The sequence below is a fragment of the Paraburkholderia sp. UCT31 genome, assembly GCF_014397655.1.
In the GTDB taxonomy this organism is placed as follows: Bacteria; Pseudomonadota; Gammaproteobacteria; order Burkholderiales; family Burkholderiaceae; genus Paraburkholderia; species Paraburkholderia tuberum.
Window position 1 is genome coordinate 1 of the sequence record NZ_VZQP01000063.1, and the last position, 25426, is coordinate 25426.

The following is a 25426-nucleotide window of genomic DNA, read 5'->3' on the forward strand; positions in this document are numbered from 1 at the left end:
TAGGCCTTCGTCGGCAGCGTCAGATGTGTATAAGAGCCAGGGTGCAAGCGGCTATTACTCGGGCTACGCGGGAGGTGGCGGTGGCTCCTATGTCGCGTCCACTGCTTTGAGCCCAAATATGAACGTCTCGTGGAACAGCGGAATCGGCTATGTGTCGTTCACCATGCAGTGAGCGTGCGAAACCCGAGAAAGCCGCATCTTGAGATGAATACCGCAAGGCGCCCGCCCCGCTTCAATATGCCCGGGTGATGGCGAGGAACACGGGGTGGAATTTGTCTTGTTGGTGGGGATTTGTTAATATGAAATGTAAAGTCTGTGCGCGGCTGGCACAAACTTAACAAATAAACGTCCTGCTCCCGCTCGAGACGCGTTCTCCCTTTAGAGGTCATTGCCATGCCCAGAGCTGGTCAATCAGTTCCCGACATCATCGCTGTGCCGAAGACACCCTCGTACATTGCGCTTGGCCTGATTGGGTGCCTTACCGCCGCTCTGTATCCAGCGCTCCACGAGCACGTGCTGTACTCGCAGCTGATGGCGCAGATTGAATCGCTTGTTTTAGCGCTTCTCCATTTTGCGAACGAGGCGTTGACTCGGTTTGGCGCTGCCCCGCTGCTGCTCGACTCGGTGATGTTCAGTGTGCCCGCGATTGGCATGCTGGTCACAACGCTCGGGTACCTGAGCGCCCGGTTTTACAGTGCTTTTACTCTGGGCCGGCTGCTTCCAACACCGGAACACAGGGATACCCTCTTACGCGTGCGGGAGCGCCTGCTGCCGGGCCTCAAGCTATTGCTGGTGGCGAGCGCTGTCATGGCGCTGCTTTACTGCGTGCAGCTGTTCTCGTGGGCGCTCGCGCCCGCCACCGGGCAGTTGGCTTGGTTCCCCACGGCGGTAGCGTGGGTTGTTGGCGCGCTGTGGCTTCTGATAGTCGTCGTATACGCCGTGTATGTCGCCGATTGGTTGGACGCCAGTTGCGACCTCGACAGCTTGCGTGAGTACCAGAGCAACCGGTGGGTCATGGACGAGCTAATGCAAACACGCGTCGCGAAGAAACTGCCCGAAGACGCCAAGGTTATCTCTCTGCGATGGTACAACTCGGAGACATTTACGTCTCGCGTCGAATTTTGGCACGAGGAAACGGGGCTCATCATCAATGCCACAGGCACCGCACCTGAAAAAGGCTGGATGCGTTGCAGCCGCTTTGGTAGTGGTCTCTCTGCGGTGAATGAGGAACGCACGGGATGTGCAATCGTGAAGCCGCTCGCCTTCCTCGACGGGAAATTCAACCTCGACGAAATCAAGGCAAAGATAAGGGAGAAAGAGCGCTCGGGATGCTCGCGCCTGATGGAGGTTCGCGTTGTTGTTCCGGCAGAGCTGGCGGAACATCGGGAAGAACTGGTGGAAGCTTTTGCGCACCTGAGTCCTTTCCTCGACATTGAGGATGCGCGCGCACCGTGCCCGAGCGACGAAGCGAGCAACCTGGAATGACCACGCGCATCTCCTGGCATCCGGAAATTCCGTTTGCACGACGAGTCCGCCCTCCACGGCGTAATACGCCAGAGCCGGCAGCAGCACACTGGCGAATTCATTGCGGCTGACGGATGAAACGTTCAACGCCCGGCGCGGCACCGACCCGTTCCAACAAAGCTGTTCGTAAAACCTGCCGGGTCTAATTCGACCGGATATTGGCAGTACAACGGCGAGGACAACGACATCGAGTTCGTGCCCTATCGCGATGAAGGCTGAGGAGGGTTAGGCGCCGGCTGCGCGCGCGGCTGCAGAGAAGAAAAAGCTCCGTGGAAATGAATCCAGCGGAGCTTTTGAATCATCGTCGTTGCAGCGGAGTTTAAGCTGCGAGCACGGTGCGGAACATGCGCATGTTGTCCTTCAGGCGTTCCAGCATGCGAAGAACGACAGCCGACACAGCAACCTTCTCTTCGCGCAGACGCCAGCGAATGCCGTCCACGTCGCGCACATCTTCCAACAATATCGTGTAGTCAGCCGGGTCACGACCTTCCGACCAGACACCCTGCGTCACAGCCGTTTCATCGACCGTCTTCAGGTGAACGTGAATGACGTCGCCGTTTGTGTCGATGCTCACCTGGCGATAAATCGGCTCTCCTGCGACCAGACGCGCGGTCTCGTCGTCGAAGTTGCTCAGGACGCGGCGAGCATCCAGTTCATCGCGAGTCAGCAAACAGACATCTTCCTTCATCATCACCAGCTGTTCCATGTTGGCCTCTCAAAGCCCCGGTAGGGCACAAAAAGTTAAACTGCACCCTTTGTGTAGCAACCGGGAGTCGGCGGGTATCGACGCCGGATAGTACCGGGCAAGGTGAGGGATTTTGTGCAGGACTGTGCTGAGCGCACCGGCTACCGCTCCATGCCCGTGTCGCGCGAAGCGGTGCGAATCTCGTGACTCGCTGCTGCTTCGACTGCTCTTGCCGGCCCCTTGCTCTCAGCGACTCTCTCGGCGGCGCGCTCGGGTGTGCCCGTGCTTCGGTCGCCGGTTTTCCCGCGCGAAGTGAAAGCGTCGGGTGCTTCGCGTCCTGCCCGCTCCAGTGGCGCGGGGTTGGCCTCAGCCTGGTCCGGCCGCTGGGCCGGTGCGCGAAACCGCTGCTCTATCATCTTTGTTTGCTCGACCCCGGCCTTTTCGATGACCTGCAGGTCGCTCGCGCCCGCGCTCCGCTCGCCTTGACCCTCGCGCAGTGACTGCACGGCGTTACGGGGCATGCCATTGTCTCGTACGTAAGCAAGAGTCTCCATGCTCGTGCGCAGCGTTCCCTTGCCGGCGGCCTTCTCCGCTGGCTCGAGCGTCGCAAGCGCGTCGCCAGTCTTGTGCAGATGAAGCGATGCGCCAGCGTGTCCGTAGCCTTCGTCGACCTTCTGGGAGACCATTCGAGCGATAGCGTCCGCCTGCTTCGCTTCGTTGGCGAAACCGCCCTTGTTCATGTGGTCGGCGATTGCGTGGCGAAGGTCCCGCTCGTTCCTGGTTTCGGCACTGTGGGGGTTCTCCGCGCGGCGAGTGGCCGCGACGGGTCCCGGCTTCGCGGTCGGATGGGGCTGAACCTTAGAGGCTGGCGCGTCATGCCGTTTGTAACGCAGAGGCGGCGTGCTCGGCGGAGCGTGCTTGTGCGTCTCGGCTCTCGGGCCGCCGGCCACGGAGTGATTGCGGTGGTCAAGATGCTTCGCGTCAGACCGCGCCGCCGGCTGAGCAACACGGGCAGTCGCGCCCGGGCCGGCGACTGAGACGCCCGTTGCTGACAGTCCGGAGGCGCGCGCTGTACCGTGGTCGTGGTGCCGGGCGCCGGGTGCCATATTCGGGTTTGTAGGATTGGCGCCCTGCCGTAGAGCGACGGATGCGGCGGCCGCCCCGACCGCGACGTTCATGCTGTTTGCACTCGGCTCGTTGCGCGGCGCGAATAGTTCTGGCAAGAGCTTGTCCTTCTCCTGCTTTTTCTCGTCGTCCATCTCCGCTAGGAGCGTTTGATAGTCGTCGTCCATGTCGGGCGACGAAGACTTTTTCTTTCCGCCCCGGAGAAACGGTAGCTTGGGAAGACCGGTCGCGCGCGGCTGTTCCTTCTTCTCGGCGGTTGCTCCCTGCTCGGGTTCAACCTCGGGCTGTGGGCCTATGTTGTCGCCGTGCTCGGAGTTGTCCTCCGTCAGGTCCTTGTCCGATACCCCGTGCTCGGAGTCGTCGCTGCGGTGACCATCGTCCTGCTGCTTGCCCGCTTCGGTTGCGTCCAACGGTCCGCCCGCCTCGGCGGCGAGTTCGCTGCCTGGGGTGTTTTTGGCGGGTGCTTGTCCCCCTTCGGCCTGATTGACCACCCATTCAGGCGCGACCATCTCCCGCTGCTCGAGCGGCACGGCCTGAGTCAACGTTTCGGCGTCGACAGCGCCTTCCGGGTTCGGGGAGTCCGTGCGGGCTGCGTCATCGAAGATGAAGTCGTACATCGGGTCGATTACGACGAAGTCCGGCTCAGTCGTTTTCGTGGTCATGTGCTTCCTGGGATGCGGATAGTCCTGGGTATAGCGCGAAGGGCCGCTACCGCGCGCCGGCGGGGCTCGAAGGCCTTCGCATAGAACGCGTCGCTACTCTCAAGACACGTTTAACGAGAACCTTCCTGCATGTCCCTTGACCTGATACACGCGGCCGGCGTCGGTCTGGCTATCTATTCCCTCTTCCTTGGATGGAAGAAGCTGGCGTCCCGCTGGGGCACCTGGTTTCCGGTGCTCAAGAAAGTCTGTGAATTCGGCCTTTACGGCGTCGCAATCGTCCTGGTTGGTGTGACGCTTAAGGTGCTATCCCAGGCGGAGGACATTAAGCAGGCGCTATTTGCGCTGGCGGCTGGCCTTGCCCTCCTTCCCGCCATCGATATCGTGCTCAGCGCGCGGCAGAAAGATGAGCAGTTTGAGCGCGGCGCGAAGCTCGGCGACGCGGGCAAGTTGAAGCGCCAGATTCAGAAAAGCGGTTCGGAGACGTCCATCAAGTTCGGACAGGTTCCGCTTCCGCGTGACGCAGAGCCATATCACCTGCTCTACTGCGGCGCGACGGGTTCCGGTAAGTCAGTGGGCATAACGAACCTGCTTGATGCGATTCGCGCGCGCGGCGACACGGCGCTCATCGTTGACTCGGGCGGCGAGTTCCTGACGCGCTACTACAACGATGAAACGGACGCCATCCTCAATCCGTTTGACGACCGCTGCATCGACTGGAGTCCGACCTGCGAACTTGAGGGTCCATGGGACGCGGAAGCACTCGCCAAGTCGATTATCCCCAATGGCACCGGTGACTCGAAGGAGTGGAACAGCTACGCGCAGACGTTCCTGACGGCCTGTTTGCAGCGTCTTGCCGAGATGGGCAAAAACAGCATCAAGGACCTGTTGTATCTCGTTCAGGCCGCTCCGATTTCTGAGCTCGAAACGGTGCTGGCCGGCACGGCCGCCTCCGCCCAGCTCGCGTCGGAGCGCACGTTCGGCTCTATCCGTACGATTGCGAGCAACTACATGTCCTGCTACAACTACCTGAGCGAAGGCGAATGCACGTTCTCGGTAGGCAAGTTCATCCGCAGCCAGAACAAAGGTTTCCTCTTCCTGACCTACCGCGATGACCAGCTCGACTCGCTGCGCAACCTGATTTCTTGCGTGTTGGACGTAGCTTCGCGCACCATCCTGTCGTTGCCGGCCGACAAAGACCGGCGCATCTGGTTGATTATTGACGAGTTCGCTTCCATCGGCCGCGTGCAGTCCATCGAAGCAATTGCGACGAAGGCGCGAAAGATGGGCGGGTGTCTGCTGATTGGCTTGCAGAGTATCGCGCAGCTTCGCGAGCGCTATGGCGAGAACACCGCGCAGACGATTCTCTCGTGTCTTTCGACCTGGCTGGTGCTGCGCTGTATCGATACCGACACCGCCGAGTACATGAGCAAGTACCTGGGTGAGGCCGAAGTGACGCGCAAGGCCGAGGGGCAGAGCAACTCGGACTCGGGTGCGTCGAAGTCGTGGAATTCCCAGAAGTCGCTTCAGCGCGTGGTGCTGCCGTCGGAACTGCAGAGCCTGCCGAACCTGCACGGCTTCCTGAAACTGCCGGGTCAGTATGACCTCGTAAAGGTTGCGCTCGACTTTCCTGAGAAGCGTGATAAGGTCGCGGAGTCATACGCCCTGCGCGACTTCCGTGCGCGCCCGATGATTAAGCTAAAGGTGCCGCCGAAGCCTCAGGAAGCAGCGCCGGCGCCGGCCCCTGCCGCCGCACCCGTTGCCCCCTTGGCGACGACTCCGGCTGCACCCCAAGTCAGCCGCCCGCAGGTGCAGGTTCAACCTCAAACTCCGCCGCCGGTGCGCCCGCCCGTTAAGAGCGTGGTCCTCGTCGCGCGCGAGCCTTCCAGGGATACTCGCCGCGAAGTAGACGCCGACGACGAGTAGCCGAATAGCAGCAGTCTAGAAGCCCCGGAACGAGCAGTCCGGGGCTTTTCTTTTGGGACATTCGCGGCGGGTCTTTTTTTAGCTAGACAGTTCAGGTCAACTCAAAATTTGAAACGCCATGAACGCTGAAGCTCTGCATTTCGACGCAATGGGTTCTTACCTCGGTTTTCCCTCGTGCTGCGTAAAGGCCTTCCAGGCCGATTTTTGCGCTGAAACGAAGGAGAAGTACCGGACCGAGGAGCAGCCGTGGCGGGGAACCGGCTTTCTCCCCTGCATGGACTGCGCACCTCACGCGGCAGCGAATTTCTCGCGCTTTGTCGAGAAAAAGATTGCACCGGGCCGCATCTGCCCGGATACATTCCCGTTGCTTGAGAGCTATGCGGCTCTTCTCGACGAGGAAATCTATGGCGACTTTCACTGCACCCTCAAGGACAGGCTGCCCTTCCTTCCAGCGAAATTCATCCGCGCTGCCTACCGGCTGCGTGAATGGTTAGTGGGTCACGAAGTCGCAGTTCCGTGCGATGTAGTTGATGACTGCGAGTTTTGCAATCCGCAAGCCCCCTTCGTGGACTGACCGGGCGAACTCCAGCCTGATTCAGCGACTCCTTTCCGGAGTCGCTTCTTTTTTGTGGGCCGGCGAGACTCGCTTACTCGGCTCCGTCTCGACGTGAGTCAGTCGTCCGCACGGCAGTCGCGTCGAAGTCGCAGGCGGCAGTTAGTAGTCGGCTCCCGCGCGACGAGCACCACGCTCTTACCCGGAGCGGCACCGGCGGCGGGACAAGGCTGCGGCCGGAATCGTGGCTACGGCCGGGAACGGCTGCCTGTGGCGCCCGCCGGTGCCGGTGCCCGGTGGCGCAAAGCAGTCCAGACGTTGCTGTCTCTCGCGTCTCGTTTGCGTTTTGTCGGGCCTTCCTCGAATCCCGGAGTGCCGAGGACGTCAGCCACGGAAATCAAATTACTCTCCTCGCCCTCCAGTGTTTCCTTGAGGCCGTGCACCGCCCCGCCCTCAACCAGCACACGAAGGACTTCAGGCAGCAAGCCCATCTCGCGAACCAGCCCATCTAGCATCACGACGTCGTGGAAATACTGGTCCTGATAAGGAATGTGTCCGGGCAAGCCCACATACGTGGTGAATCCGGCAGCCGACACCCGACTCGCTTCTTCATAGGTTGCGCGGAGGCTGAAAATGACAGCCCCAGACCTGGCGAGCTCCCGTTCAGGGTCGCACGTACCGCGACCGATATAGAGCACGCGCCGGCGCGCATCGCCAACGGACGTGAACCGCGCAGCGATACTCGCGAGGGGAGGAACGGTGCCGACTGGAGCCGAGGACGTCATTTTCATTGATTTTTGAAAAGCCGTGGAAAGGCCGATTGTACCACCCGAGGCTTTACAAAGCCCGCAGGACACAATTCGCCCTTCGCTCCACTTGCTGGTCTCTCGGAAGGGGCCGCGTCGACGCCGGCGCCCCGTTCGCTACACCTTTGAGAGTTGTTTTTTGTTGAATCGTCGCCGGCTCACAACTGGCGACAGTTTAGGAGGATATCGTATGCGTTATATCGTTGGCGACACGGAAACCACGGGGCGGTTTGCTCAAGACCGCATCGCAGAAGTAGCGTTTCTGGAAATCGACCGTAAGTTGGGAGTGCTGCCCGAGAATGAGTGTTTCCATACGCGGGTCAACCCGTGCATGCCGATGTCGCCGGAGGCCACACGGGTCAATGGGCTGACAGACGCGATGCTTCGCAACGCGCCTCGGTTTGAAACGTTTGTGGAGACGCTGCTCACGTTCCTGTCGGGCGCAACGCTTATCTTTCACAACGCGCCCTTCGACGTTCGGATGCTGGACGCAGAGTTGCATCGATGCGGGCTGAAATCCATCGAGCACTACGTTGCAAACGTGGAGGATACGTTAGCGCTATCCCGGAAGGCATTTCCCGGAGAGCGAGCAACCCTCGACGCATTGTGCGACCGGTTGGGGGTGGACCGCTCGGCGCGTACGACACACGGCGCGCTGGTGGACTGCCAGCTTCTTGGGCAGGCCTATCCGAAGCTGAAAAAGGCACTCTGGACTAACCGTGAGCTCTCGGAGACCGCGCTAGCCTATGCTCAGGTACATCGGGAAAGCCGGGTTCTAGCCGAGCGTAGAAAGGCGCTCCAGGGCAAGCTCGCGGCGATTATGCCGGGGGCTGAACCGGTCGATGGCCCTGGTTTTGTCATCTCGGTCGACAAGGTAGCGAAGATAGACTGGGAGAAGCTCGCGCGCGAGAACCTGACGCAGGAGGTCATCGAGCAGCTGGTGCCGCGCTATGAAGGCAGCATCTTTGCTTTCAACGTAACTGACGTTTGATTTGACAGCCCGCTCTGCGGGCTGTTCTTTTTGGTGCAGGTCTATTTGGAAGCCTCTGCAGTCGGGAGGACCGCCTGGTATCAGCAAGACAACGGTGGCTCAGCGGGCCACACCCGGCGTGGATTCGACATCGACCTGACCTTCAAGATACCGCTGCGCGTCAAGCGCGGCCATACAACCGGAGCCGGCGCTAGTAATTGCTTGCCGGTAGACTGAATCCTGCACGTCGCCAGCCGCGAAAACGCCCTCCCTACTCGTTGCGGTCACGTTCCCATGCACACCCGGCTTCGTGACGATGTATCCGTCGCGCGTTTCCAGCTGGCCGGCGAAGATGTCGGTATTGGGGCTGTGACCAATCGCGACAAAAACGCCATCCACGGCGATATCGAGGAGCGACTCGCTGCCACTTGAGCGCAGGCGCAAACCGGTTACTCCCTTTTCGTCGGCAAGAACTTCGTCAACTTCGTGATGCCAGAGGATATTGACGCGCCCTTCTTTTTGCTTCGCGAGCAGGCGGTCGACGAGTATCGGCTCGGCACGCAGACTGCCGCGACGGTGCACAAGGGTTACGTGCCGGGCAATGTTAGTAAGGTACAGCGCTTCTTCCACTGCGGTGTTGCCGCCGCCAATGACCGCCACGTTCTTGCCCCGGTAGAAGAAGCCATCGCAGGTCGCGCATGCAGATACGCCCTTCCCTTTATTGTGTTCCTCGGAGGGAAGACCCAGGTATCGGGCTGATGCGCCGGTGGCGATAATCAGCGCGTCGCAGGTGTACTCACCGCTGTCGCCCACGAGTCGGATGGGCCGTTCGCCCAAATGCGAGGTGTGGATGTGGTCAAACACAATCGATGCCTCAAAACGCTGAGCGTGCTCGAGCATCCGTTGCATCAGGTCTGGTCCCTGGACGCCCAAGGGGTCTCCGGGCCAGTTTTCGACATCGGTGGTGGTCATCAGTTGACCGCCCTGCTCGAGGCCGGTAATCAGAAGCGGGGAGAGGTTGGCGCGCGCCGCATAAACGGCAGCAGTGTAACCAGCGGGGCCGGAGCCGAGAACGATAACGGGTGCGTGGCGTGAGGTCATCAGGAGCTTCGATGGAGGTGAAATAAGGTATAGCGGCCACCCGGCCGAAACCTATTCATCCTTGTCCCAGCGGGGCCACTTCGACGAAGCAATCCTGCGGTGCCGCCGGGGTCCACGTCGTCCGTCGGGATGTATCGGGCCGCGACTCAGATTTTTTGACTTGAATTTGCGCCGAACTCGACGACACGGCCGCGCGGAGCGGCAGGCACCTCCTTCGGCTTGGCAGCGAGAAGCGCCAGCGCGACGGGCATGAAAATCACAGTCACCAGCAGAAAACCGACGAGGTAGCCCGCGAGCGGTTTTTCAAACAGCGCCGCGCAGGCCGCGAAGAACGTACCGGCCATCCAGACGACAAAGCGGATGCGAACGAAAGGGATGTCCATGACGGGTCTTTGTTTTCGAAGAGGTATATGCAAGTCAGCGGATTTTGGACCTTCGACAACCCTGCCGCTGGCGTCGGGCAGGTCCTGACAGCGCCTTGATTTTCTGACCTCGGCGGGCGGCCGCTTACCGTTATCGCACGCGATGCGCGGCGGAGGGTGCCGGACGGCGCGCTAAGGAATTCGAGGCCGGTACTGTTCCCCGGCAAGTCAGCAGATTTGGGTCACTCGCTCACCATCTGTCGCGTAACGTGCGTCTGACGCCAACCGAATTTGTCAAGCGCCCGGGGTGCGCCGTGTGGACTACTCGCCGCCATCGGGCGTGTACCGTTTCCCAAGTGAGTTACACGTCTGCAAAAGAGCGGACGGTCGCTGGTTAGGGTTCGACGATACTCGGGGTCAGGCGGATGCTTCTGGCCACACGTCAGGTTGTAGCCAGCGCGCAGCATGCGCGCCAGCAACGAAGCGTATAGTAAAGGGAGGCGCTCAGATTTGTCAAGAGAAATTCCGGTCAGCCTTTACATTGAAAAGTCGAAGGATTAGCTAAAACGGTTCGATAGACTCTGGATACATCGAAGGAGCTTGGAATGAGCAGCCGTCCGACCAAACGCCGCCTCAGCGCCGACACCGAGGGAACCGATTACGAAGAGGGGAACACCGACCGCCCGCCGTTTCGTATCATCGAGGAATCTGTTTCAACTCGCCGCTTTTCTATCTACCTCTCCGAGATGATTGACTCGCCGGAAAAGTACGTCGACCTGTTGCACACGCTGCGGACGGCCGAAGAGGACGACGAAGTGAACATCTACCTCAACTGTCCAGGGGGCGACGTCGGAACCGGACTCCAGATAGTGAATGGAATCAGGAAGTGTGCCGCCGATGTCACGGTGCATCTCGAAGGCTTTGGCTACTCGATGGCTGCCCTGCTCTTTTGCGCCTGCCATTCTGCTACCGTGGCTGACCACAGCCTGCTCATGTTCCACGATTACTCATCGGAGCCGCTCGGGGGCAAGGGAAACGAGCAGAAGGCTGAAATCATGATGGCCACTACGTGGTTCGCCCGGTTGATGAAAGACCTGTGCTCGCCGTTTCTTACGGACGCTGAAATCACTTCCATCTGCGACGGGAAGGACATATGGATTGACGCCGAAGATATCCGTCGCCGGCTCGTGCTCGTCGAGGAGCATCGCAAAAGCATCAAGGCGGGAAAAAGGCAGGCACGCGCGGGGAAGAACGCGCGCGCCTAGCTGGTCATTCGGCGTTACTGAGGGCGGGTGTTCCCGCCTAGACGCCACGCATCACCAGAACCCGGCGTGATAGCCCGCCGGAACTGGGTATGCGAATGCGCTTTGCCCGTAGTTGTGGGTCGCGGTTCCGCCGCTTGCTATCGGGAAAATGGCGCCGGTGACACCGGTGGTCGTAAAGAGCTTTGAGTTCCCCTCGTACACGAGTAGCGTGCCCGCATCGAGGTCGAGCATGAAACGACGACTCTTGCCGGTTGCACCCCCCGTTCCGTTGGGGCCGTTCCCGTTGTGATAGAACCGGCCGAGGTAAGTCATATATCCCCAGCCATAGTTGTCGAACCCCGGATGGTCTGATAACGGTTCGGCGGAAGTGCCGACGCCTGAATAGGTGTTGGGGCCAGTGGATGTTTCTTCCCAATACCATTTTCCGCTACTTTCCGATACGGTGGTGCGGACCGAACGCGGGGTCCCGGCGGACGACGACTCGGTAAGGTTGCCGTTCGAAAGAGTAACAGCGGGGTCTGCGTCAGCCGGGTTGAACGTCGCACAACCGGTGATACCTCCATACGCACAGGCCCCTTGCGTCGACACGCCGTCGCCAATCAGGGTTGGTCCATTGGCAGTGGAAGTTTTTGCAACCGAAGCGCCTTGCAGCCCCTTAAATGGAACTCGAAAAACGTAGGCGGCCGGAGCCTGAGCTGCGAGAGGCGCGGCGACCATCGTAGCCAGCGCGATTGCGAGAGCGCATCGGCGATATAACACGGTAAGGCCTTGTTCGGGGAGGATACCTGTATAGCCACGAATGAGGCCTCGCCTGAGTGTTTTTGGAGGGCGAGTCCGACAGTTACTTCAGCCTAAGATTCCGGGGTAGCCGCGCGACAACGCTTGTCTTACCGTGCATCGGTCCGATGAAGTCGGGTAGCGTCCCGCGCGTCGACAGCTCGAGTGAGAAAAAAGACTGCCGCCACTACGCAGACTATTGCTGTGCCGGGGTGCGCGCAAAGGATACACAGGCCTGCGGCCAGAAGGGCGCCGCCCGCTGAAGCTGCGGAACGATGGAAGTGCTTTTTGACGAAGTGAACTGAGGGGAATGTCACTACCTGGACCATGGATACGCCTTGAGTTAAGGGGGATTCGGGTCAGTACGGTGGCGCACTGTTGATGTTCGAAATGTTAAGGATTCGGATAGCATCTGTAAAGGCGTCTATGCGTATAAAAAGGTAAATAAAATCCTTGACGCAGACTCCCGTGCGGGCGTTGAACGCTGCGGAAGTGACTGTCTATCTCGCGGGCCATCACAGGGAGGGCGGCGCGCTGCTGCGATGGCGCTTACGGTGGCTATATGGACAAGGGGCTTGCTTGCTGCCTCGTTACGCCCGTCTCGCCGTCTCTGACGGCATGGCGAAAGCAGGAGATTTGTAGGACATACACCGTGTTGCCCTTCTCTCATGAGCAAAGGCGCCGGCAGACAACGAGACGACTCTAGCCACTTCCATGCGCCTTTGCGCTAATTTCTTAGGACATCACATGCATCACATTCCGCATCCCAAAGCTCAGGCAGAAACCCTGCGTGCAATTTTCGCTGAACGCGGCGTAACCGTTTCACTGCAGGACAGCCTCGAGTACGTTGCGAAGCTGCAAGGCTTCAAAAGCTGGCAGCACTGCAGCGCGGCCGTAGCAAAGCCGACCGTAGCGCCCGTCGAGGTTCCGGACGAACAGCTTGATGAAGAAGACGGCCCGTATTTCGTGCCGTGTGACGACAAGGAAGGACTGCGCCTTTTCGTGGGCTGTGTCACCGTCGATACGACGATGTCTGGGTCCGTCGGAGTGTGGGCGGAGGACCTGGAGCATGCTCGTCAGCTGATGCGTAGCGCGGGTCGAGAGGCGTACGAGAAGGGCCGGTTTTCGGAGGACGAGGGGAACTATCGACGCGCAAGCGATTTTTACCTGGGCGACTCGGACGCCGTCGAGTGCATCAGTGATATCAATGTCGAGGGCGATATGCACGACTTGACCAAAAGTGCTACCTGGGAGGATGAAAAGGCGAAGTACTGCCTGATGCTCGACCGGGATGAGCCGGACCATGCCGATGAATCGCGCCGACATAGCGTGTCCGTGACGCTTGAGGTTACGACAGGTCGCAAAAAGATATCGCGGGAACTGCAGGGTGCGCTCACTGCGCCCGGTACGTTGAGTGACGCGCTCTTTGACGCAATCGAAAGCGACACGTATGAGGCGATTTTCGAAGAGCTGGTGGCTCAGGCAACTTCGAAACGACGTAGTAAATGATTGAAGCCCTCCCGGATTTTGTCTGGGAGGGCTTTTCCTTCGTGCGCGGGTTGGGCGCGTCAGGGGGTACTGCGCTTTCTTAAGCAGCAAGCTTCGTGAGGGAGTCGCGCGCCGCCGACAGCGCCTTTGCCGCAACCTCTTCTCCCAAAGCCAGACCTTCCGCTCGAACGACGGTGACGTCGGTGATGCCGATGAAACCTAGAACCGTCGTCAGGTAGCCGCTGAAGAAGTCCATCGAGGCGGCAGGGCCTTCACTGTACACGCCGCCCGACGAAAGGACGAGAATGGCTTTCTTGCCCTTCACGAGGCCTTCGGGGCCATTGGCTGTGTAACGGAACGTGCGCCCCGCACGGCAGATATGGTCGATATACGTCCGCAGCTCTGCGGACACCGAGAAGTTGTACATGCCGGCCGAGATGACCACCGTCTCAGCGGTGAACAGTTCGTCGATGAGTCGGTCCGATGTCGCGAGGCGCTCTTTCTGAGACAGTGTGAGCGTCTCGGGCTGGCCAAAGAACGCACCGAGAAGTTCGCCGTCCAGAACCGGCAGCCGCATTTTGGCCAGGTTCAGCTCTTTGATGGAAACGGCGCCGGCAGCCGTCATCACTTGCTTGAGGTGTTTCGCCAAGCCGTGAGATGCCGACTGGTCGCCACGAACGCTTCCGTTTACAAACAGCACTTTGTGCATAAATCCTTCCTGTAGTGATTGAGGGAATTGATATTCCGTCTAGGAAGGAAAACGAGCAGTTGCGTGGCGACAGACTGTCGCGCTAGAGTCAACAATCGGCTTCAAGGGCCTGCGCCGCGCGCGGCTGGTGCATTAGGCCTCGGTTGCGGCTCGCCAGGTTAGCGCGTCCCGAAAGCGCTCGGCCGTCTTCTTCCCGACGCCGGGTACCTTGCATAGCTCCTCAACGGACGCATTGAACGCGGCGAGCGGCGAGCCGAACGTGCTGACGAGGGTCTTGGCCGTTTTCGGGCCGCAACCCGGGAGGCCCTCCAGGAGAAATTGCGCGGTGTCTGGCCCAAGTTTCGGCTTGGCGGCGCGCGTGGGTACCTCGTATCCGAGGCCGTCTTGAAGATGCCGCGCCATCGTAGCGATTAATGCAGCCGTCTGCGCCGGGCTGTCATAGGTCAAGAGCGTCACGCCTTCGACCGCGACCAGATACGAAATCGCGCCCTGAAGCGACTGCGGCGATATCTGGGAGCGGGTCTTGAACACGTCTCCTTCGACCACAAAAATGGGTCGTGCAAACTCCTGTTTCAGGCGGGCGACCTGCTGAAATAGCCGCTGGTCGAAAATGCTGAGCACGAAGTCGGTCGCAGACTTGCGCTCGATGGCGACATCCTCCCGCACGAGGTAGTCGCCGCACGACAGCTCCTTGACCTCGAGGGTCACCGCCGGGTCGGCGCGCAGGGCTTGAATTACGGCTGACCGAGACTCACGGTGGTCGACAATGATGTGCGGCATGTTGCAGTCCCTCCCGTAGTAATGCGCGTATCGTACACGAGGCAGCCGCGTGCTTTCCGTCCAAAATCGCTCGCTTGACTCCTTGTGCAGAAACGGAAGGAGCAAGGCAGTGAGCAGTCTTATTGCAGTGGACGGCGACGGAGTGATGCTGGATTACCGGCTGGCCTTCCCGGACGTATGGCGACGTGCGTTCGGCGGTGAACTCAAGCTCGTTCGGCCCGATGCCTATCACGCAGCGACAGCGTTCGGTATCGAGTGGGCCAGTGCGGAACAGGAAGCGCACTTCTATTCACACTTCGGGGAGGACGCTTGGAGTACGATGCCTGCCCTCGATGGCGCGGTAGAGGGCTGCCACCTGCTGGTGGCAGCTGGCTTCGAACTCGTGTGTGTGACGTCGATGAACCCCGGTTTCGCTGACGCGCGCAAACGCAACCTCGAGGCCCACGGGTTCCCCGTGTCGGATGTGTATGCGGTCAAGCGCAACGGCGTGGAAAACCCCAAACTCGAAACGTTGGAGAGGCTCCGGGCGGTAGCGCTCGTTGACGACTTGCCGGATAACTTCGCCGGGCTCGACCGTGCCGTCCACCGCGCGCTCATTGACTACGGTCGCTTCGACGCTCCAATACCTACCTCCGACGCTGCGTGGCCGCACTCGACGCATCGCAGTCTGCTCGACTTTGCCCGGTTCTGGGTTAGCCGATAAGGCCGTAACACCTTCTGACTGGCCCGGGCGCCTCATTCGCGGGCGTTCGTCCATTGCCCGCGCGCTAAGGCGCACGCCAGAGTGGCGTGGAGGGCACTCATATCCAATGCACGGAAGGTTTGGAGCCTGCGGACCGGAACCGGCCCCGCCGTCTGCGGCTAGGGCCGCGTTGCCTATACCCACCACTAGGGCAGTTAAACCAGTCAACAAAGAGTGTGAAGTATGGACAAGTATTTTTTTATTTTAGGAGCCCCTGACTTCGAAATGCAGGCCATCCGTGCGGTTATCGCTTCGCAAAAGCTCTGGTTTTCGCATGCGAAGATTGGTGGGCGTGATGGCCGTAACGTGCGCTCGCATAACGCGTACGGTGCAGATTCGTATCAAGGGCATATCCTCCCGAACCGCAAGGTGGTGTTTGTTGAGTGCGATATCCAGCGCATGAAGGCGGATGTCGTCATCGACCACCATAAACCGGGCGACCCCGGCTTCGGACGGCCGCCCTCCGAATACCTCGAAGGTTCCTCCCTCGGTCAGGTTCTCAATCTGCTCGAAATCGAGGTGACACACGAGCAACGGCTCATTGCTGCGGCGGACCATTGTCTGGCGCATGCATATCAAGGTCGTTGTCCGGGCGTCGACCCCGAGGAGCTGCTCCGGTGGCGCATGCAGGCGAAGGCTGACCTGCAGCGGATTCCGCTTGACACCGTCCTTGGACAGATTGCATATGCCAAGAAGGTGTTGAATTCCGCTCCGCGAGTGGTCATCAATGACGAAGAGGTGGCTGTGGTGGACAACCTTTGTCCACAGCTCAAGGAAGCTGGCGCGCAGATTGGCTTGCCGGTGATGTTCAAGCGGTTTGACCAGGAGACCCAGAAGGTTGGCATCGCAAACGCTTCAGCGACGGCCATCCAGGCCTGGATGCAGACCTGCGGACTACGCAATGTCTATGGCGACCCGACTCGAGGTTACGCGGGTGGTTACCTTTGACAGCTTTATTTAACGGCCGCTTTCGAGCGGCCGTTTTCTTGTCGCTAGACACGGTTGAGGTAAACTCGAAACAACAAAGGAAATATTCTTATGAAGACAGCATTGAGAGTTCCGCCTCGCGTCACATTTGGCCAGGGCGGCCAGTTCGCTCTACACAGCCTCATTATCGGCGCGAACATGGCGGAGGAACGCAGTCCGCACCGCAATCCGAACAAGTCCCTGCGGCGCGTGTTTGGCTTCGTAATTCCGCCGTGGCAACGGCCCGACACGGAATGGACGGTTGAGCAGCGCGTCCGGTTCATCGAATCGGTGTATTCGGGCATCCATTTGGGCGTCTTTTGCTACACCGACAGCATCATCGAAGCGCCCGAACTCAACGGGTTTCTTATCGATGGACAGCAGCGTTTGAGCGCCATCGAACGGTATCTGCGTGACGAATTCGCAGTGCCCGGTGAGGATGGTGTTTCGTACAAGTGGTCGGAGCTTACCGAAGATGAGCAAGCCCGCTTTTACCGGATGCAGTTCGGCTTCACGGTGGTCACCCACAGGAAGGAAGCGGACCTCGTCAAACTCTACAATCTGATGGCGTTCGGAGGGACGGCGCATCGGCCAGACCAGCGTGCAGAGCTGCCGGCAGGTCAATGAGCGACGTCTGTTTGCTACGCCGATAACGGCTCGTTGCTTCGTATGATTCAAGTCCCGTCCGACGTTTTCGTCGCCGGGACTTTCTTTTGAGTCGCCGCTTGAGCTCGTGGGTGGGAGTGGCGTACACCGACACCCCTACGCTTCGACGTTGCGTTTTGCGCCGCCGCGTTTGACCAAAAAAATCGTGAGCCGAGGCTCACGATTCAATCAATGCTGGGCTTCCATCTGCCCGCGCCGCCGCGAACGTGGCTGCGATTGCGAAGCCGCGCCGGGCCCGGCTATGAGGCCGCAGTCTTCCAGCGGTTCGAAAGCGCGATGTTTTCGTTGGTTAGCGGCATCGTGCGGTACGCCTTGGAGCCAACGTACCAACGAATGTGCAGCGGGCGCTTCTCACCCGAAAGCGCATGGCGGACCAATTGAACTCGGCGTTTGCCTTTCGGCGTAAAATCAGCGTCCGACTGGATAACGATGGGTTTGCCAAGCAACGTTTTTGCTGCCTCGATTGCCTTGATGATGTCTGCGTTCATTCGTCAAATTTCCTCTTGCGTGAATGCCCGAAAAATGGGGCGCGATTATTGGTCACCTGCTTTCCTTCGTGGCTTTTAGTTCCTCGCTGAACGACGTTACGCAAAATATAGGAATCCGGTGCCGCAGGAAGTCAAGCCAGGCTGAGCTCGCAGGTAAGCGGGTCGCCTATTGTCCTTTGCCTTTACACCTTGGTAAAATCGCTACACAGGGCAGTCCATTGTAAAACCGAGGCCATCTTGACAATTCATAATTCCGACGAAGCCGTCGGCGATGACGTACTGCTGCTCATTGACGGGTTAAACCTGGTCAGGCGCATCTATGAGGCAAACCCCGCTGAGGATTCGCTCGATAAGGTCGAAGCTGCCATGCGGTCGTCTCTTGGGTCGTTCCGCCGTGCGTTGACCGAACACCGCCCGACGCATGCGCTTGCCGCGTTTGACTACGGCGGCCAGACGTGGCGTCACGACCTGTACGAGAAGTATCGTGAGAAACGCAAGCCAATGCCGCAAATCCTTCGGGATGCTCTGCCCGCCTTCTATGAGCAGCTGGAGTCACAGCTCTCGCTGAAAGTGCTGTCGATTAGTGGTGTCGAAGCCGATGACGTTATCGGCACTGCATTCGACCGCTGGATGTCTGCATGTCCGCGCCGGGGTAAGGTGGTCATCCTGACGACGGACAAGGACATCCACACGCTGATTGCCGGAGGGGCTCTGGTTCGGAATCACTTCGTGCGGGACGCGACTGACCCGGACGCGTGGTTTGACGAATCGAAGATAGCGGCCAAGTTCTTTGTGCCGTCGTCATTGCTCGCAGACCTTCTCGCCCTGATTGGCGACGACACCGACGATATCCCCGGCGTCAAGCTGGTGGGTCCGAAGACGGCGTCGAAGTGGCTGCTGGAACATGGTAGCCTCGATGCAGTTATCGCCAACGCGGCATCCATCAAGGGAAAGACGGGCGACAACCTGCGTGCAAGCCTCGACAACGTGCGACTCGCGCGCCAGTTGGTGGCCCTGAAGACGGATGTACGTCTTGGGGTATCCTGGAACGACCTGCGCATGCCGGCTGCTGCAACCGCGCCAGCGTGAACGGGCTATGTAGTTGATTGATTCGCATGGCGAGGGATACCATCCCTCGCCTTTTTTTAATCGAGCCGACGGCCGGCTCTTTCAGCCCTACCGCCATGCTACCGGTGTTCGCACTGCTGGTCCTCATCCTCACCGGTCTCGCGCCGCTGAGCGTGCTGAAGCTCTATCTGCTCGGGCTGAGCGCCCTCGCCTTCGTGGTCTATGTGCACGACAAGCGGCAGGCCGTACGTGGACGAAGGCGGGTGCCTGAGGCGCTTCTGCACACCCTATCGCTCGCCGGCGGCGCGCCGGGGGCGGCACTTGCCCGACATCTGGTGCGGCATAAGACGCTCAAACCCTTCTTTGGCCTCGTCATCGTGCTAGGACTGCTCGGGGACGCAACGGCGTTGTTCCCGTATTTTCCTGCGATGCACCTCGAGGCGCTGAGCGTCGGCAGCTCGAAAATCGGCGACTGAAAGACCAACGGCCACCTTCGGTGGCCGTTGCTTGTGAGACTCTTTACCTGCCTTTTGGCAATGCTCCCGCCCCACGTAGGACCCGGTCACCCGGGCGGCGTTTGCTCACCGTGTGACGCGCCGTGTGGGCGCGTCGCAGGTGCCGTCGTGCTACAGGTTTTCGTTGGCAAAGTTTGCCAGGCGGCTGCGCTCACCCTTTGTCAGGATGATATTGCCGAAGTGCTCCCAGCCCTTCGAACGTTCAACCGCATACGCCAACCCCGATGAGCGCTCCGTAATGTATGGAGTGTCAATCTGGGCGAGGTTGCCAAGGCACACTATCTTGGTGCCGGGACCCGCGCGCGTGATGAGGCTCTTCATCTGTTTTGGCGTCAGGTTCTGAGCCTCGTCGAGGATGACGAACTTCGAGTGGAACGTGCGGCCGCGCATGAACGAGGTGCTCTTGATTTGGATGTGACGCATGACGAGCTCACGCGTTACCGAATCGTGCCACTTGCTCTCCTGCCGGGTTCCAGCCAGCACTTCGATGTTGTCGTAGAGCGCGCCGAGCCACGGTGCCATTTTTTCTTCTTCCGAGCCGGGAAGGAAGCCAATGTCCTCGCCCATCGGGACGGTCGCGCGCGTGAAGAGGATGTCGGAGTACTCCTTGCGTTCGATGACCTGTTCGAGGGCAGCGGCGAGGGTGAGTAGCGTCTTGCCGGTACCCGCCGGGCCGAGCAGCGTCACAAAGTCCACATCCGGGTCCATCAGCAGGTGCAGCGCGAAAGCCTGCTCGTCGTTGCGGGCGGTGATGCCGAAGACGCTGTTCTTCTCCTTCTGGTAGTCGGTGATGGTGGCAATCGTGGCGCAACTGTCGTCCCGCTCCGTCACGACGGCGAGCGTCGAATCAGGCAGCACCAGCATTTCGTTCGGGAAGTACGGTTCCAGGCGCACCTGTGGAATTTCAAAAATGGTCGATGCGCCTTCCTTACGGCACGCCCGGACGGTCGCGCCGAACTCGGCCTGGTCGCCGGCGATGGCCCTATAGCCCCGGTAGAGCATGTCGGCATCTTCGACGACGAGGTCGTTCTTGTAATCTTCGACCTTGAAGCCGAGCGCCTTCGCCTTCACCCTCAGGTTCAGGTCCTTGGTGACCAACACCGCGTCACGACCCTTGTCGCGCAGATAAGCCATGACGGCGAGGAAGCGGTTGTCGTTCTTTGCGCCGCCGATATCGAGGTCCGCGATGTGCTCGTGCTGCATGAACAGGCGCCCGGTCGCATGGCGGCCGTTGAACTTGTTCAGCGGAAAGCCGGTTACAAAGTCGCCGTCCGGCTGAGCGGTGATTTCCTCGAGGTCGCGCGTTGCCTGACGGGCGTTGCGGTTGATGTCTTGCGTACCGACCTTGTGATTGTCGAGCTCTTCGAGCGTGACAAAAGGAATGAAGAGGTCATGCTCTTCAAAGCGGAACAGGCACTTGGGGTCGTGCAGTGGGACGTTAGTGTCGAGGACAAAAACCTTGTTGGTACGGGATTTTGTGGATTTCGGGGTGCTGCGAACGGTTCTAGCCAAGGTCACGCGCTCCTGAGAAGTAGTTACTCCTCGTGTAGCAAAGCCGTTTAGCTGGCTACCCCTGCGGCTCGACAAGGCATTCACAGGCTCGTGCGCGGCGCGCTATACGCCGAGTAAGGGCAATGTTTTTTGAGGGAGAGAGTTAATGAGCCATTTCTTGACGTTGGTGGTCGGCACTCCGCTGGAGCGTCTTCCAGAGGTGATGGCGCCGTATGCGATGGACGCAGAGCGGGTGCCGCAGCAGTTTCTTGTGTTCGGGGCAGTTCCTGCCAATCAGGCACACCACGAGCGTGCGCTGGCGGAAGCTGCGTCCGGTCTGATGCCGGCAGCAGCTATCGCGAAAGCACCGGTTGTCGACTGGTACAACCCTAAGGCCCGCTGGGATGCTTATCAAGTGGGTGGCCGTTACCGGGGATTTTTCCGGGTAAAGGCGGGTTGTCGCGGCGTGCTTGGTGCAAAAGCCCGTACCGGCGGCGAAGACCGTCCGAATCGTGTCGATTTTTGCCGCTTCGGTGATATCGACATGCAGGCAATGCAGTCAGACCGCGCACAGGCAAGCAAAGAAGAATGGGAGTACGTGCAGTTTCTGCTCATGCAGGACCGCACGACACCGGAGCTCGTCGAGTTTGAGTTCGGTATTTTGCCGACAGACACGGAGGACTCGTTCGTTGCGAGGCAGGTTGAGCAGATTCTCCTGCCGTGGGCTGTCGTCAAAGATGGCCGCTGGCATGAGCGGGGAGAGATGCCTGCTTGCGGCATAGCCTCCGAGCCTAAGTCCCTTTCGGACTGGGCCTCGGAAGTGGAAGGGCTTCTTGGTGGTCTAAGTGCGACGACGACAATCGCCGCATTGGACTGCGAGCGGCTTTGAAGTAACCCGCATAAACCACGAAGGATGTAAATGCGTTAGCTCGCACACTTGCGCATAAAACCGGAAGTGAAACAGTAAGCTGATTAACACTAATCCCCCGCAACCATATTTTTGGTTCGGGGGATTCTTATTTACAGGAATGGAAAATGAATTTCAGCGGTTTGAGTCGAGAGCGCGCGGCCGCCTGAACCGCATACCGACACGCGCCCCTTGCTTATCACCAGCCGCCGGGTGCTTTCGCCGGAGGCGCCCCAGCAGACACGGACCAAACACCATAGCGTGCATTCGCGCCTCCGTTTCCGGCCTCCGCCGCAGTCTTCGCTGAACGAATGTCTTCTACAAAGGGAAGGCCTAGGAACCCTGCGTTTACCGTCACCATGTAAAGTTCGGGCAGATTGTCGCCCCGTGGCTTCAGGGCAAACCGATGCCACATGGATAGTGGAAAGTGCGTCCAGTTCTGCGCAAACACAGGGACCGGTCGGTCAGCCTGGAGCCAGTACTGATATGTCCGTGGGCGATAGGCGTTGTGCAGGGTGCCCTCAACCACGACGGTCGAAATCTCGGGCGCGCCAAGACCGCGCTCGTTCAGGATGAATGCGCCTGCCGTTGCCACGCCATAGGCGGCTACTGCCAGATACGGAAGGAGTTGCGGAAAAATGCGCGCCGCCGAGGGATGGCTGCGTAAGAGACGGCCCACTACGATGGTGAAAAGAAGGAAGGCTGGCGCCGCCGCGAACAGTGCAATGGGAAGCAGCGCAAGGGAGTCGTGCAGCGTTGTCTTGCACACGCGCACATACAGGTAGGAAGCGAGGAAAACCCCATACAGCGTCACAGCGAGTCGCTTTTTGACGGTCTCGACTGGCACCCCGTCAGTTTGGGGTTCCTGGGCGGCAAGGTGCGGAAGCTCTTCGGCTACCGTCATGAATGCCTCGACAAAAGCCGCCAGGTCATCTGTTTTGGGTTTGCCTCGAAAAGACGCCGTAAGCGTCATGTTCTCCATCCCGAGCGACACATTAGGGGCGCTCAGCACCACCTTCAACGCTTCGACAAGTGCTGGCCGTTCGGCGAGCGCGCGCGAGAACTCACGGGTCGCGCCATAAAGCTGAATGAGCGGAGAAATTCGCGCGGGTCGCGAGTAGCCGAAGAAGTCAAAGAGCTTCCCGGACAAGCCACTCCATCCATAGCGCTCGAAAGCGAGCGTGCCGTCCATAGGACAGATTGTTGTGAGAGTCGTGCGGAACCGTTTCTTCGTCAGCAGGATGTCCCGGCTTGAGACGAGCTTTCGCAGTTCAGATTGGAAGACGGGCATAGGCGTCGAATAGGGTTGGTCGTCCGGTGTAGCGAGTCCTATGCCCCGTTGTCGGCAGATGCCTGGTCGGCGGGCGACGTTAATCGATGCGCTTGAATCGTTCCACAAACTCGCCCTGGTCACGAACCCAGGGAGGGGCTTTTCCGTCGTAGTAGACCACTGCCGGCGCGAGGTTCGCCTCGAAACGTGCTTTGGTGAGAAGCGAGTAAATTCCTCCCTTATAGTGCTGATACTGCGCGCCCGGCACGAGCGCGTCGTCGCCGAGAATGCCGGCGCAGGCCGCCGCCTGTTCGAGCGTGGGTGAGGTGGCGGCGCGCTGCGTAGCCTCGCTCAGTTTCGCAGTCGCCTCCTGAAGTTCCTGTCGCTGCTGTGCTGACATCGGTTGATGCGCGAGCGCGCCTAGCATCCTGAGTGCACTGAATACCGCATCTTTTTCAATTAAAACAAACATCGGGAGTCGTCCTTTTGTGGGATTAGAATGCGCGTGACGCGCGCGGGCGGATGTGCTTGACATTTACAAATAATTACACAATCGCCGTCCCTCGTGCCTACTTTTTGCCGCGCATCGCTCGACGGATAGCGGTGATGGTGAGCGCGATGAGCACCACAAGAATGGACACGCCGGCTGCACCCTGAACGAGAGCGGTTTTTAACTGATGGTCGAGCGCGTGGATGTCCAGCTTGCCCGACTGTGCTTCCGTCGCTGCATGCACATGTTCGCCGGAGAGCCGGGAGGCCTTGCTCAGGCTTTCAAGGCTGAATGGGCTAGCGGGGTTGGCGGGGTTGTTCCAGTCAGCGGCCGTCCACTGTTTGCCAGGGCTAATCGAGCTCGCAGGCGAAGTGCTGGCCGCCGGGGTATCTATCCCGGGCGCGCTGATTTGCGCCCAATCATCTTTCGGGCCAACTACAACGACCGCAGGCTGGTCGTCGTCCCCGCCGGAATCGTCATCGGACGAGTCCGGAGCGCTTTTAATCGGCTCGTACGTGGTGGTGTCGACGACATAGTTCATGCTGAATTTTGTAGAGAGGTCCAGACCACGTGAAGCATCTGCGTTTAGCGCGGGAGGCTAGCGGCCGGGGTGCGAGGCCTACCGCTCGCCGCCAGGCGGCGAAGAAAGATTTCGCTTTACCAAATTCGCGTGCGCTTGCACAATGTAAAGCCTTTACAATATCAGCTTCCCGCGTAACGCGGCAACCACTTCCCCTCTTCTTTCCAGAATCTATCATGCTCAATCCCCTGCTGCTCCGCACTCGCCTCGACGAAACAGCTCGGGCGCTCGCCATGCGTGGCCACGCTCTGCCTGTCGATAAATTCGAGCGCCTGGAAGAATGGCGCAAGGAAGTGCAGACTCTTGTGGAGAGCCTGAAAGCGCGCCGCAATACCCTTGCGTCGATGGTCGGTCTGGCGAAGAAGAATGGACACGACGCCTCTGCATTGATGGCTGAAGCGACCGCACTCAACGGCGAGCTGCAGGAGCACGAAGCTGCCTTGACAGAAGTGCAGGCCCGGTTTCAGGAGCTGGCAGAGGCCACCCCTAACGTTCTGCACCAGTCGGTACCGGCGGGCGCGTCGGAAGCGGATAACGTCGAGGTGAGCCGTTGGGGCACGCCCCGCGCATTCGGGTTCCAGCCCAAAGACCATGTCGCGCTAGGGGAAGCGCTTGGCGGCCTTGATTTTGAGGCTGGTGCCAAGCTCTCCGGTTCGAGATTTACCGTAATGAAAGGCGGAGTTGCGCGGCTCCACCGCGCCCTCACCCAGTTCATGCTGGACGTCCATACGCGTGACCACGGCTACGTCGAGGTTGCCGTGCCCTACCTCGTCAACGCGGAAAGCATGCGCGGGACGGGTCAGCTGCCGAAGTTCGAAACGGACCTGTTCTCTGTGGCCAAGGGCGGCGACCCGGACTCGCGCCATTACCTCATCCCGACGGCAGAAGTGCCCGTAACCAACCTCGTGCGCGATGTCATTCTCGATGAGCGCGCGGTTCCGGTGAAGTTCGTCTGCCACACGCCGTGCTTTCGCTCCGAGGCGGGCGCCGCCGGCCGGGACACGCGCGGCCTTATTCGCCAGCACCAGTTCGAAAAGGTCGAGCTCGTGCAAATCGTAATGCCTGAGCATTCGTATGCCGCGCTGGAGGAGCTGCGTGGCCACGCAGAGCGGATTCTGCAGCTGCTGGACCTTCCATACCGCACCGTGCTGCTATGCGCCGGTGACGTCGGTTTCTCCGCAGCGATGACCTACGACCTTGAGGTGTGGTTGCCGGGTCAAGGGGCCTATCGAGAAATCTCGTCGTGCTCGAACTTCGAGGACTTCCAGGCGCGCCGCCTGGCGGCGCGCTTCCGTCGGGCGGGCAGCAAGCCTGAACTGGTCCATACCTTGAACGGCTCGGGCCTTGCTGTTGGCCGGACCCTCGTGGCGGTTATGGAAAATTGCCAGCAGGAAGACGGCTCCATTGCCGTCCCTTCGGTGCTACTCCCGTACATGAACGGCATCGAAACTATCAAGCCGTAAGTTCGGGGCAGCGCGGCGCCGGCTTCCTTTTTTGACGACGCCCAGGACGG

Annotated in this window: 26 protein-coding genes; 13 read left to right on the top strand and 13 right to left on the bottom strand. The window is 59.8% G+C overall.

What is annotated here, in order from left to right:
• The first annotated feature begins 513 nt into the window (after nt 1-513).
• Nucleotides 514-1485, top strand: a complete 972-nt coding sequence (locus F6X40_RS35030; RefSeq protein WP_187631014.1) for a hypothetical protein — start codon at nt 514-516, stop codon at nt 1483-1485.
• 358 nt (nt 1486-1843) lie between these two features.
• On the opposite strand, the gene F6X40_RS35035 is transcribed toward F6X40_RS35030, so the two are convergent.
• Both F6X40_RS35035 and F6X40_RS35040 read right to left on the bottom strand, forming a co-directional pair.
• The gene (locus F6X40_RS35035) at nt 1844-2230 is read right to left on the bottom strand and encodes a hypothetical protein (protein WP_187631015.1); all 387 of its coding nucleotides are present in this window, start codon (nt 2228-2230) and stop codon (nt 1844-1846) included.
• Nucleotides 2231-2370: 140 nt separating this feature from the next.
• Nucleotides 2371-3996 carry a hypothetical protein gene (locus F6X40_RS35040; RefSeq protein WP_187631016.1) on the bottom strand — a complete coding sequence of 542 codons (1626 nt, stop codon included), beginning with the start codon at nt 3994-3996 and terminating at the stop codon, nt 2371-2373.
• A 129-nt stretch (nt 3997-4125) separates the two neighbouring features.
• On the opposite strand from F6X40_RS35040, the gene F6X40_RS35045 reads away from it, so the two are divergent.
• On the top strand, nt 4126-5919 hold the full coding sequence (locus tag F6X40_RS35045; RefSeq protein WP_187631017.1) for a type IV secretion system DNA-binding domain-containing protein: 1794 nt from the start codon (nt 4126-4128) through the stop codon (nt 5917-5919).
• A 118-nt stretch (nt 5920-6037) separates the two neighbouring features.
• On the top strand, nt 6038-6493 hold the full coding sequence (locus F6X40_RS35050) for a hypothetical protein (protein ID WP_187631018.1): 456 nt from the start codon (nt 6038-6040) through the stop codon (nt 6491-6493).
• 227 nt (nt 6494-6720) lie between these two features.
• Here the strand turns inward: F6X40_RS35050 and F6X40_RS35055 are convergent, their stop codons facing one another.
• Nucleotides 6721-7263 carry a hypothetical protein gene (locus F6X40_RS35055; RefSeq protein WP_187631019.1) on the bottom strand — a complete coding sequence of 181 codons (543 nt, stop codon included), beginning with the start codon at nt 7261-7263 and terminating at the stop codon, nt 6721-6723.
• A 205-nt stretch (nt 7264-7468) separates the two neighbouring features.
• On the opposite strand from F6X40_RS35055, the gene F6X40_RS35060 reads away from it, so the two are divergent.
• Entirely contained in the window at nt 7469-8269 is an 801-nt protein-coding gene (locus tag F6X40_RS35060) for an exonuclease domain-containing protein (RefSeq protein ID WP_187631020.1), read from the top strand.
• 99 nt (nt 8270-8368) lie between these two features.
• Here F6X40_RS35060 and trxB read toward each other — a convergent pair whose 3' ends face one another.
• The gene (gene trxB / locus F6X40_RS35065; RefSeq protein ID WP_187631051.1) at nt 8369-9352 is read right to left on the bottom strand and encodes a thioredoxin-disulfide reductase; all 984 of its coding nucleotides are present in this window, start codon (nt 9350-9352) and stop codon (nt 8369-8371) included.
• 143 nt (nt 9353-9495) lie between these two features.
• A complete protein-coding gene (locus F6X40_RS35070) occupies nt 9496-9732 on the bottom strand; it encodes a hypothetical protein (protein ID WP_222946253.1) in 237 nt (78 codons plus the stop codon).
• A gap of 584 nt (nt 9733-10316) precedes the next feature.
• On the opposite strand from F6X40_RS35070, the gene F6X40_RS35075 reads away from it, so the two are divergent.
• Nucleotides 10317-10976: an ATP-dependent Clp protease proteolytic subunit gene (locus F6X40_RS35075; RefSeq protein WP_187631022.1), complete on the top strand. Its 660-nt coding sequence runs from the start codon at nt 10317-10319 to the stop codon at nt 10974-10976.
• A gap of 51 nt (nt 10977-11027) precedes the next feature.
• Here the strand turns inward: F6X40_RS35075 and F6X40_RS35080 are convergent, their stop codons facing one another.
• Nucleotides 11028-11693, bottom strand: a complete 666-nt coding sequence (locus F6X40_RS35080; RefSeq protein ID WP_187631023.1) for a hypothetical protein — start codon at nt 11691-11693, stop codon at nt 11028-11030.
• A gap of 807 nt (nt 11694-12500) precedes the next feature.
• Between F6X40_RS35080 and F6X40_RS35085 the strand changes: the two genes are divergently transcribed.
• Complete coding sequence (locus F6X40_RS35085; protein ID WP_187631024.1) at nt 12501-13262, top strand: glyoxalase superfamily protein; 762 nt, start codon at nt 12501-12503, stop codon at nt 13260-13262.
• 79 nt (nt 13263-13341) lie between these two features.
• On the opposite strand, the gene F6X40_RS35090 is transcribed toward F6X40_RS35085, so the two are convergent.
• Nucleotides 13342-13950, bottom strand: coding sequence for an FMN-dependent NADH-azoreductase (locus tag F6X40_RS35090; RefSeq protein ID WP_187631025.1), 609 nt, complete (start codon nt 13948-13950; stop codon nt 13342-13344).
• A 132-nt stretch (nt 13951-14082) separates the two neighbouring features.
• Entirely contained in the window at nt 14083-14730 is a 648-nt protein-coding gene (locus F6X40_RS35095) for an ERCC4 domain-containing protein (protein ID WP_187631026.1), read from the bottom strand.
• Nucleotides 14731-14839: 109 nt separating this feature from the next.
• On the opposite strand from F6X40_RS35095, the gene F6X40_RS35100 reads away from it, so the two are divergent.
• The 3 genes from F6X40_RS35100 to F6X40_RS35110 all read left to right on the top strand — a co-directional run bounded on the left by F6X40_RS35100 (nt 14840) and on the right by F6X40_RS35110 (nt 17065).
• Nucleotides 14840-15433 (top strand): HAD family hydrolase, encoded by a 594-nt coding sequence (locus F6X40_RS35100; RefSeq protein ID WP_187631027.1) that lies wholly within the window; start codon nt 14840-14842, stop codon nt 15431-15433.
• A 222-nt stretch (nt 15434-15655) separates the two neighbouring features.
• The gene (locus tag F6X40_RS35105; protein WP_187631028.1) at nt 15656-16420 is read left to right on the top strand and encodes a hypothetical protein; all 765 of its coding nucleotides are present in this window, start codon (nt 15656-15658) and stop codon (nt 16418-16420) included.
• A 90-nt stretch (nt 16421-16510) separates the two neighbouring features.
• Entirely contained in the window at nt 16511-17065 is a 555-nt protein-coding gene (locus F6X40_RS35110) for a DUF262 domain-containing protein (RefSeq protein WP_187631029.1), read from the top strand.
• A 278-nt stretch (nt 17066-17343) separates the two neighbouring features.
• On the opposite strand, the gene F6X40_RS35115 is transcribed toward F6X40_RS35110, so the two are convergent.
• The gene (locus F6X40_RS35115) at nt 17344-17592 is read right to left on the bottom strand and encodes a hypothetical protein (protein ID WP_187631030.1); all 249 of its coding nucleotides are present in this window, start codon (nt 17590-17592) and stop codon (nt 17344-17346) included.
• 237 nt (nt 17593-17829) lie between these two features.
• Here F6X40_RS35115 and F6X40_RS35120 point away from each other — a divergent pair, with 237 nt between their 5' ends.
• Nucleotides 17830-18681 carry a 5'-3' exonuclease H3TH domain-containing protein gene (locus tag F6X40_RS35120; RefSeq protein WP_262421666.1) on the top strand — a complete coding sequence of 284 codons (852 nt, stop codon included), beginning with the start codon at nt 17830-17832 and terminating at the stop codon, nt 18679-18681.
• Nucleotides 18682-18707: 26 nt separating this feature from the next.
• On the top strand, nt 18708-19136 hold the full coding sequence (locus F6X40_RS35125; protein WP_222946254.1) for a DUF1294 domain-containing protein: 429 nt from the start codon (nt 18708-18710) through the stop codon (nt 19134-19136).
• A gap of 150 nt (nt 19137-19286) precedes the next feature.
• Here the strand turns inward: F6X40_RS35125 and F6X40_RS35130 are convergent, their stop codons facing one another.
• Nucleotides 19287-20687, bottom strand: a complete 1401-nt coding sequence (locus F6X40_RS35130; protein WP_187631031.1) for a PhoH family protein — start codon at nt 20685-20687, stop codon at nt 19287-19289.
• Between the two features lie 145 nt (nt 20688-20832).
• Between F6X40_RS35130 and F6X40_RS35135 the strand changes: the two genes are divergently transcribed.
• Nucleotides 20833-21555: a hypothetical protein gene (locus F6X40_RS35135; protein ID WP_187631032.1), complete on the top strand. Its 723-nt coding sequence runs from the start codon at nt 20833-20835 to the stop codon at nt 21553-21555.
• 217 nt (nt 21556-21772) lie between these two features.
• On the opposite strand, the gene F6X40_RS35140 is transcribed toward F6X40_RS35135, so the two are convergent.
• From F6X40_RS35140 to F6X40_RS35150, 3 genes are all read right to left on the bottom strand, one after another.
• Complete coding sequence (locus tag F6X40_RS35140) at nt 21773-22765, bottom strand: hypothetical protein (protein WP_187631033.1); 993 nt, start codon at nt 22763-22765, stop codon at nt 21773-21775.
• 178 nt (nt 22766-22943) lie between these two features.
• Nucleotides 22944-23378: a DUF1653 domain-containing protein gene (locus F6X40_RS35145; protein ID WP_262421667.1), complete on the bottom strand. Its 435-nt coding sequence runs from the start codon at nt 23376-23378 to the stop codon at nt 22944-22946.
• A gap of 34 nt (nt 23379-23412) precedes the next feature.
• A complete protein-coding gene (locus F6X40_RS35150) occupies nt 23413-23874 on the bottom strand; it encodes a hypothetical protein (RefSeq protein ID WP_187631034.1) in 462 nt (153 codons plus the stop codon).
• A gap of 215 nt (nt 23875-24089) precedes the next feature.
• Between F6X40_RS35150 and serS the strand changes: the two genes are divergently transcribed.
• On the top strand, nt 24090-25376 hold the full coding sequence (gene serS, locus F6X40_RS35155; RefSeq protein ID WP_187631035.1) for a serine--tRNA ligase: 1287 nt from the start codon (nt 24090-24092) through the stop codon (nt 25374-25376).
• Nucleotides 25377-25426 lie beyond the last annotated feature (50 nt).

Coding starts and splice junctions, on each gene's coding strand:
- F6X40_RS35035 (WP_187631015.1), bottom strand. CDS start 2,230: ATGGAACAGCTGGTGATGATGAAGGAAGATGTCTGTTTGCTGACTCGC.
- F6X40_RS35040 (WP_187631016.1), bottom strand. CDS start 3,996: ATGACCACGAAAACGACTGAGCCGGACTTCGTCGTAATCGACCCGATG.
- F6X40_RS35045 (WP_187631017.1), top strand. CDS start 4,126: ATGTCCCTTGACCTGATACACGCGGCCGGCGTCGGTCTGGCTATCTAT.
- F6X40_RS35050 (WP_187631018.1), top strand. CDS start 6,038: ATGAACGCTGAAGCTCTGCATTTCGACGCAATGGGTTCTTACCTCGGT.
- F6X40_RS35055 (WP_187631019.1), bottom strand. CDS start 7,263: ATGAAAATGACGTCCTCGGCTCCAGTCGGCACCGTTCCTCCCCTCGCG.
- F6X40_RS35060 (WP_187631020.1), top strand. CDS start 7,469: ATGCGTTATATCGTTGGCGACACGGAAACCACGGGGCGGTTTGCTCAA.
- F6X40_RS35070 (WP_222946253.1), bottom strand. CDS start 9,732: ATGGACATCCCTTTCGTTCGCATCCGCTTTGTCGTCTGGATGGCCGGT.
- F6X40_RS35075 (WP_187631022.1), top strand. CDS start 10,317: ATGAGCAGCCGTCCGACCAAACGCCGCCTCAGCGCCGACACCGAGGGA.
- F6X40_RS35080 (WP_187631023.1), bottom strand. CDS start 11,693: ATGGTCGCCGCGCCTCTCGCAGCTCAGGCTCCGGCCGCCTACGTTTTT.
- F6X40_RS35085 (WP_187631024.1), top strand. CDS start 12,501: ATGCATCACATTCCGCATCCCAAAGCTCAGGCAGAAACCCTGCGTGCA.
- F6X40_RS35090 (WP_187631025.1), bottom strand. CDS start 13,950: ATGCACAAAGTGCTGTTTGTAAACGGAAGCGTTCGTGGCGACCAGTCG.
- F6X40_RS35095 (WP_187631026.1), bottom strand. CDS start 14,730: ATGCCGCACATCATTGTCGACCACCGTGAGTCTCGGTCAGCCGTAATT.
- F6X40_RS35105 (WP_187631028.1), top strand. CDS start 15,656: ATGGACAAGTATTTTTTTATTTTAGGAGCCCCTGACTTCGAAATGCAG.
- F6X40_RS35110 (WP_187631029.1), top strand. CDS start 16,511: ATGAAGACAGCATTGAGAGTTCCGCCTCGCGTCACATTTGGCCAGGGC.
- F6X40_RS35115 (WP_187631030.1), bottom strand. CDS start 17,592: ATGAACGCAGACATCATCAAGGCAATCGAGGCAGCAAAAACGTTGCTT.
- F6X40_RS35125 (WP_222946254.1), top strand. CDS start 18,708: ATGGCGAGGGATACCATCCCTCGCCTTTTTTTAATCGAGCCGACGGCC.
- F6X40_RS35135 (WP_187631032.1), top strand. CDS start 20,833: ATGAGCCATTTCTTGACGTTGGTGGTCGGCACTCCGCTGGAGCGTCTT.
- F6X40_RS35140 (WP_187631033.1), bottom strand. CDS start 22,765: ATGGACGGCACGCTCGCTTTCGAGCGCTATGGATGGAGTGGCTTGTCC.
- F6X40_RS35145 (WP_262421667.1), bottom strand. CDS start 23,378: ATGTCAAGCACATCCGCCCGCGCGCGTCACGCGCATTCTAATCCCACA.
- F6X40_RS35150 (WP_187631034.1), bottom strand. CDS start 23,874: ATGAACTATGTCGTCGACACCACCACGTACGAGCCGATTAAAAGCGCT.
- serS (WP_187631035.1), top strand. CDS start 24,090: ATGCTCAATCCCCTGCTGCTCCGCACTCGCCTCGACGAAACAGCTCGG.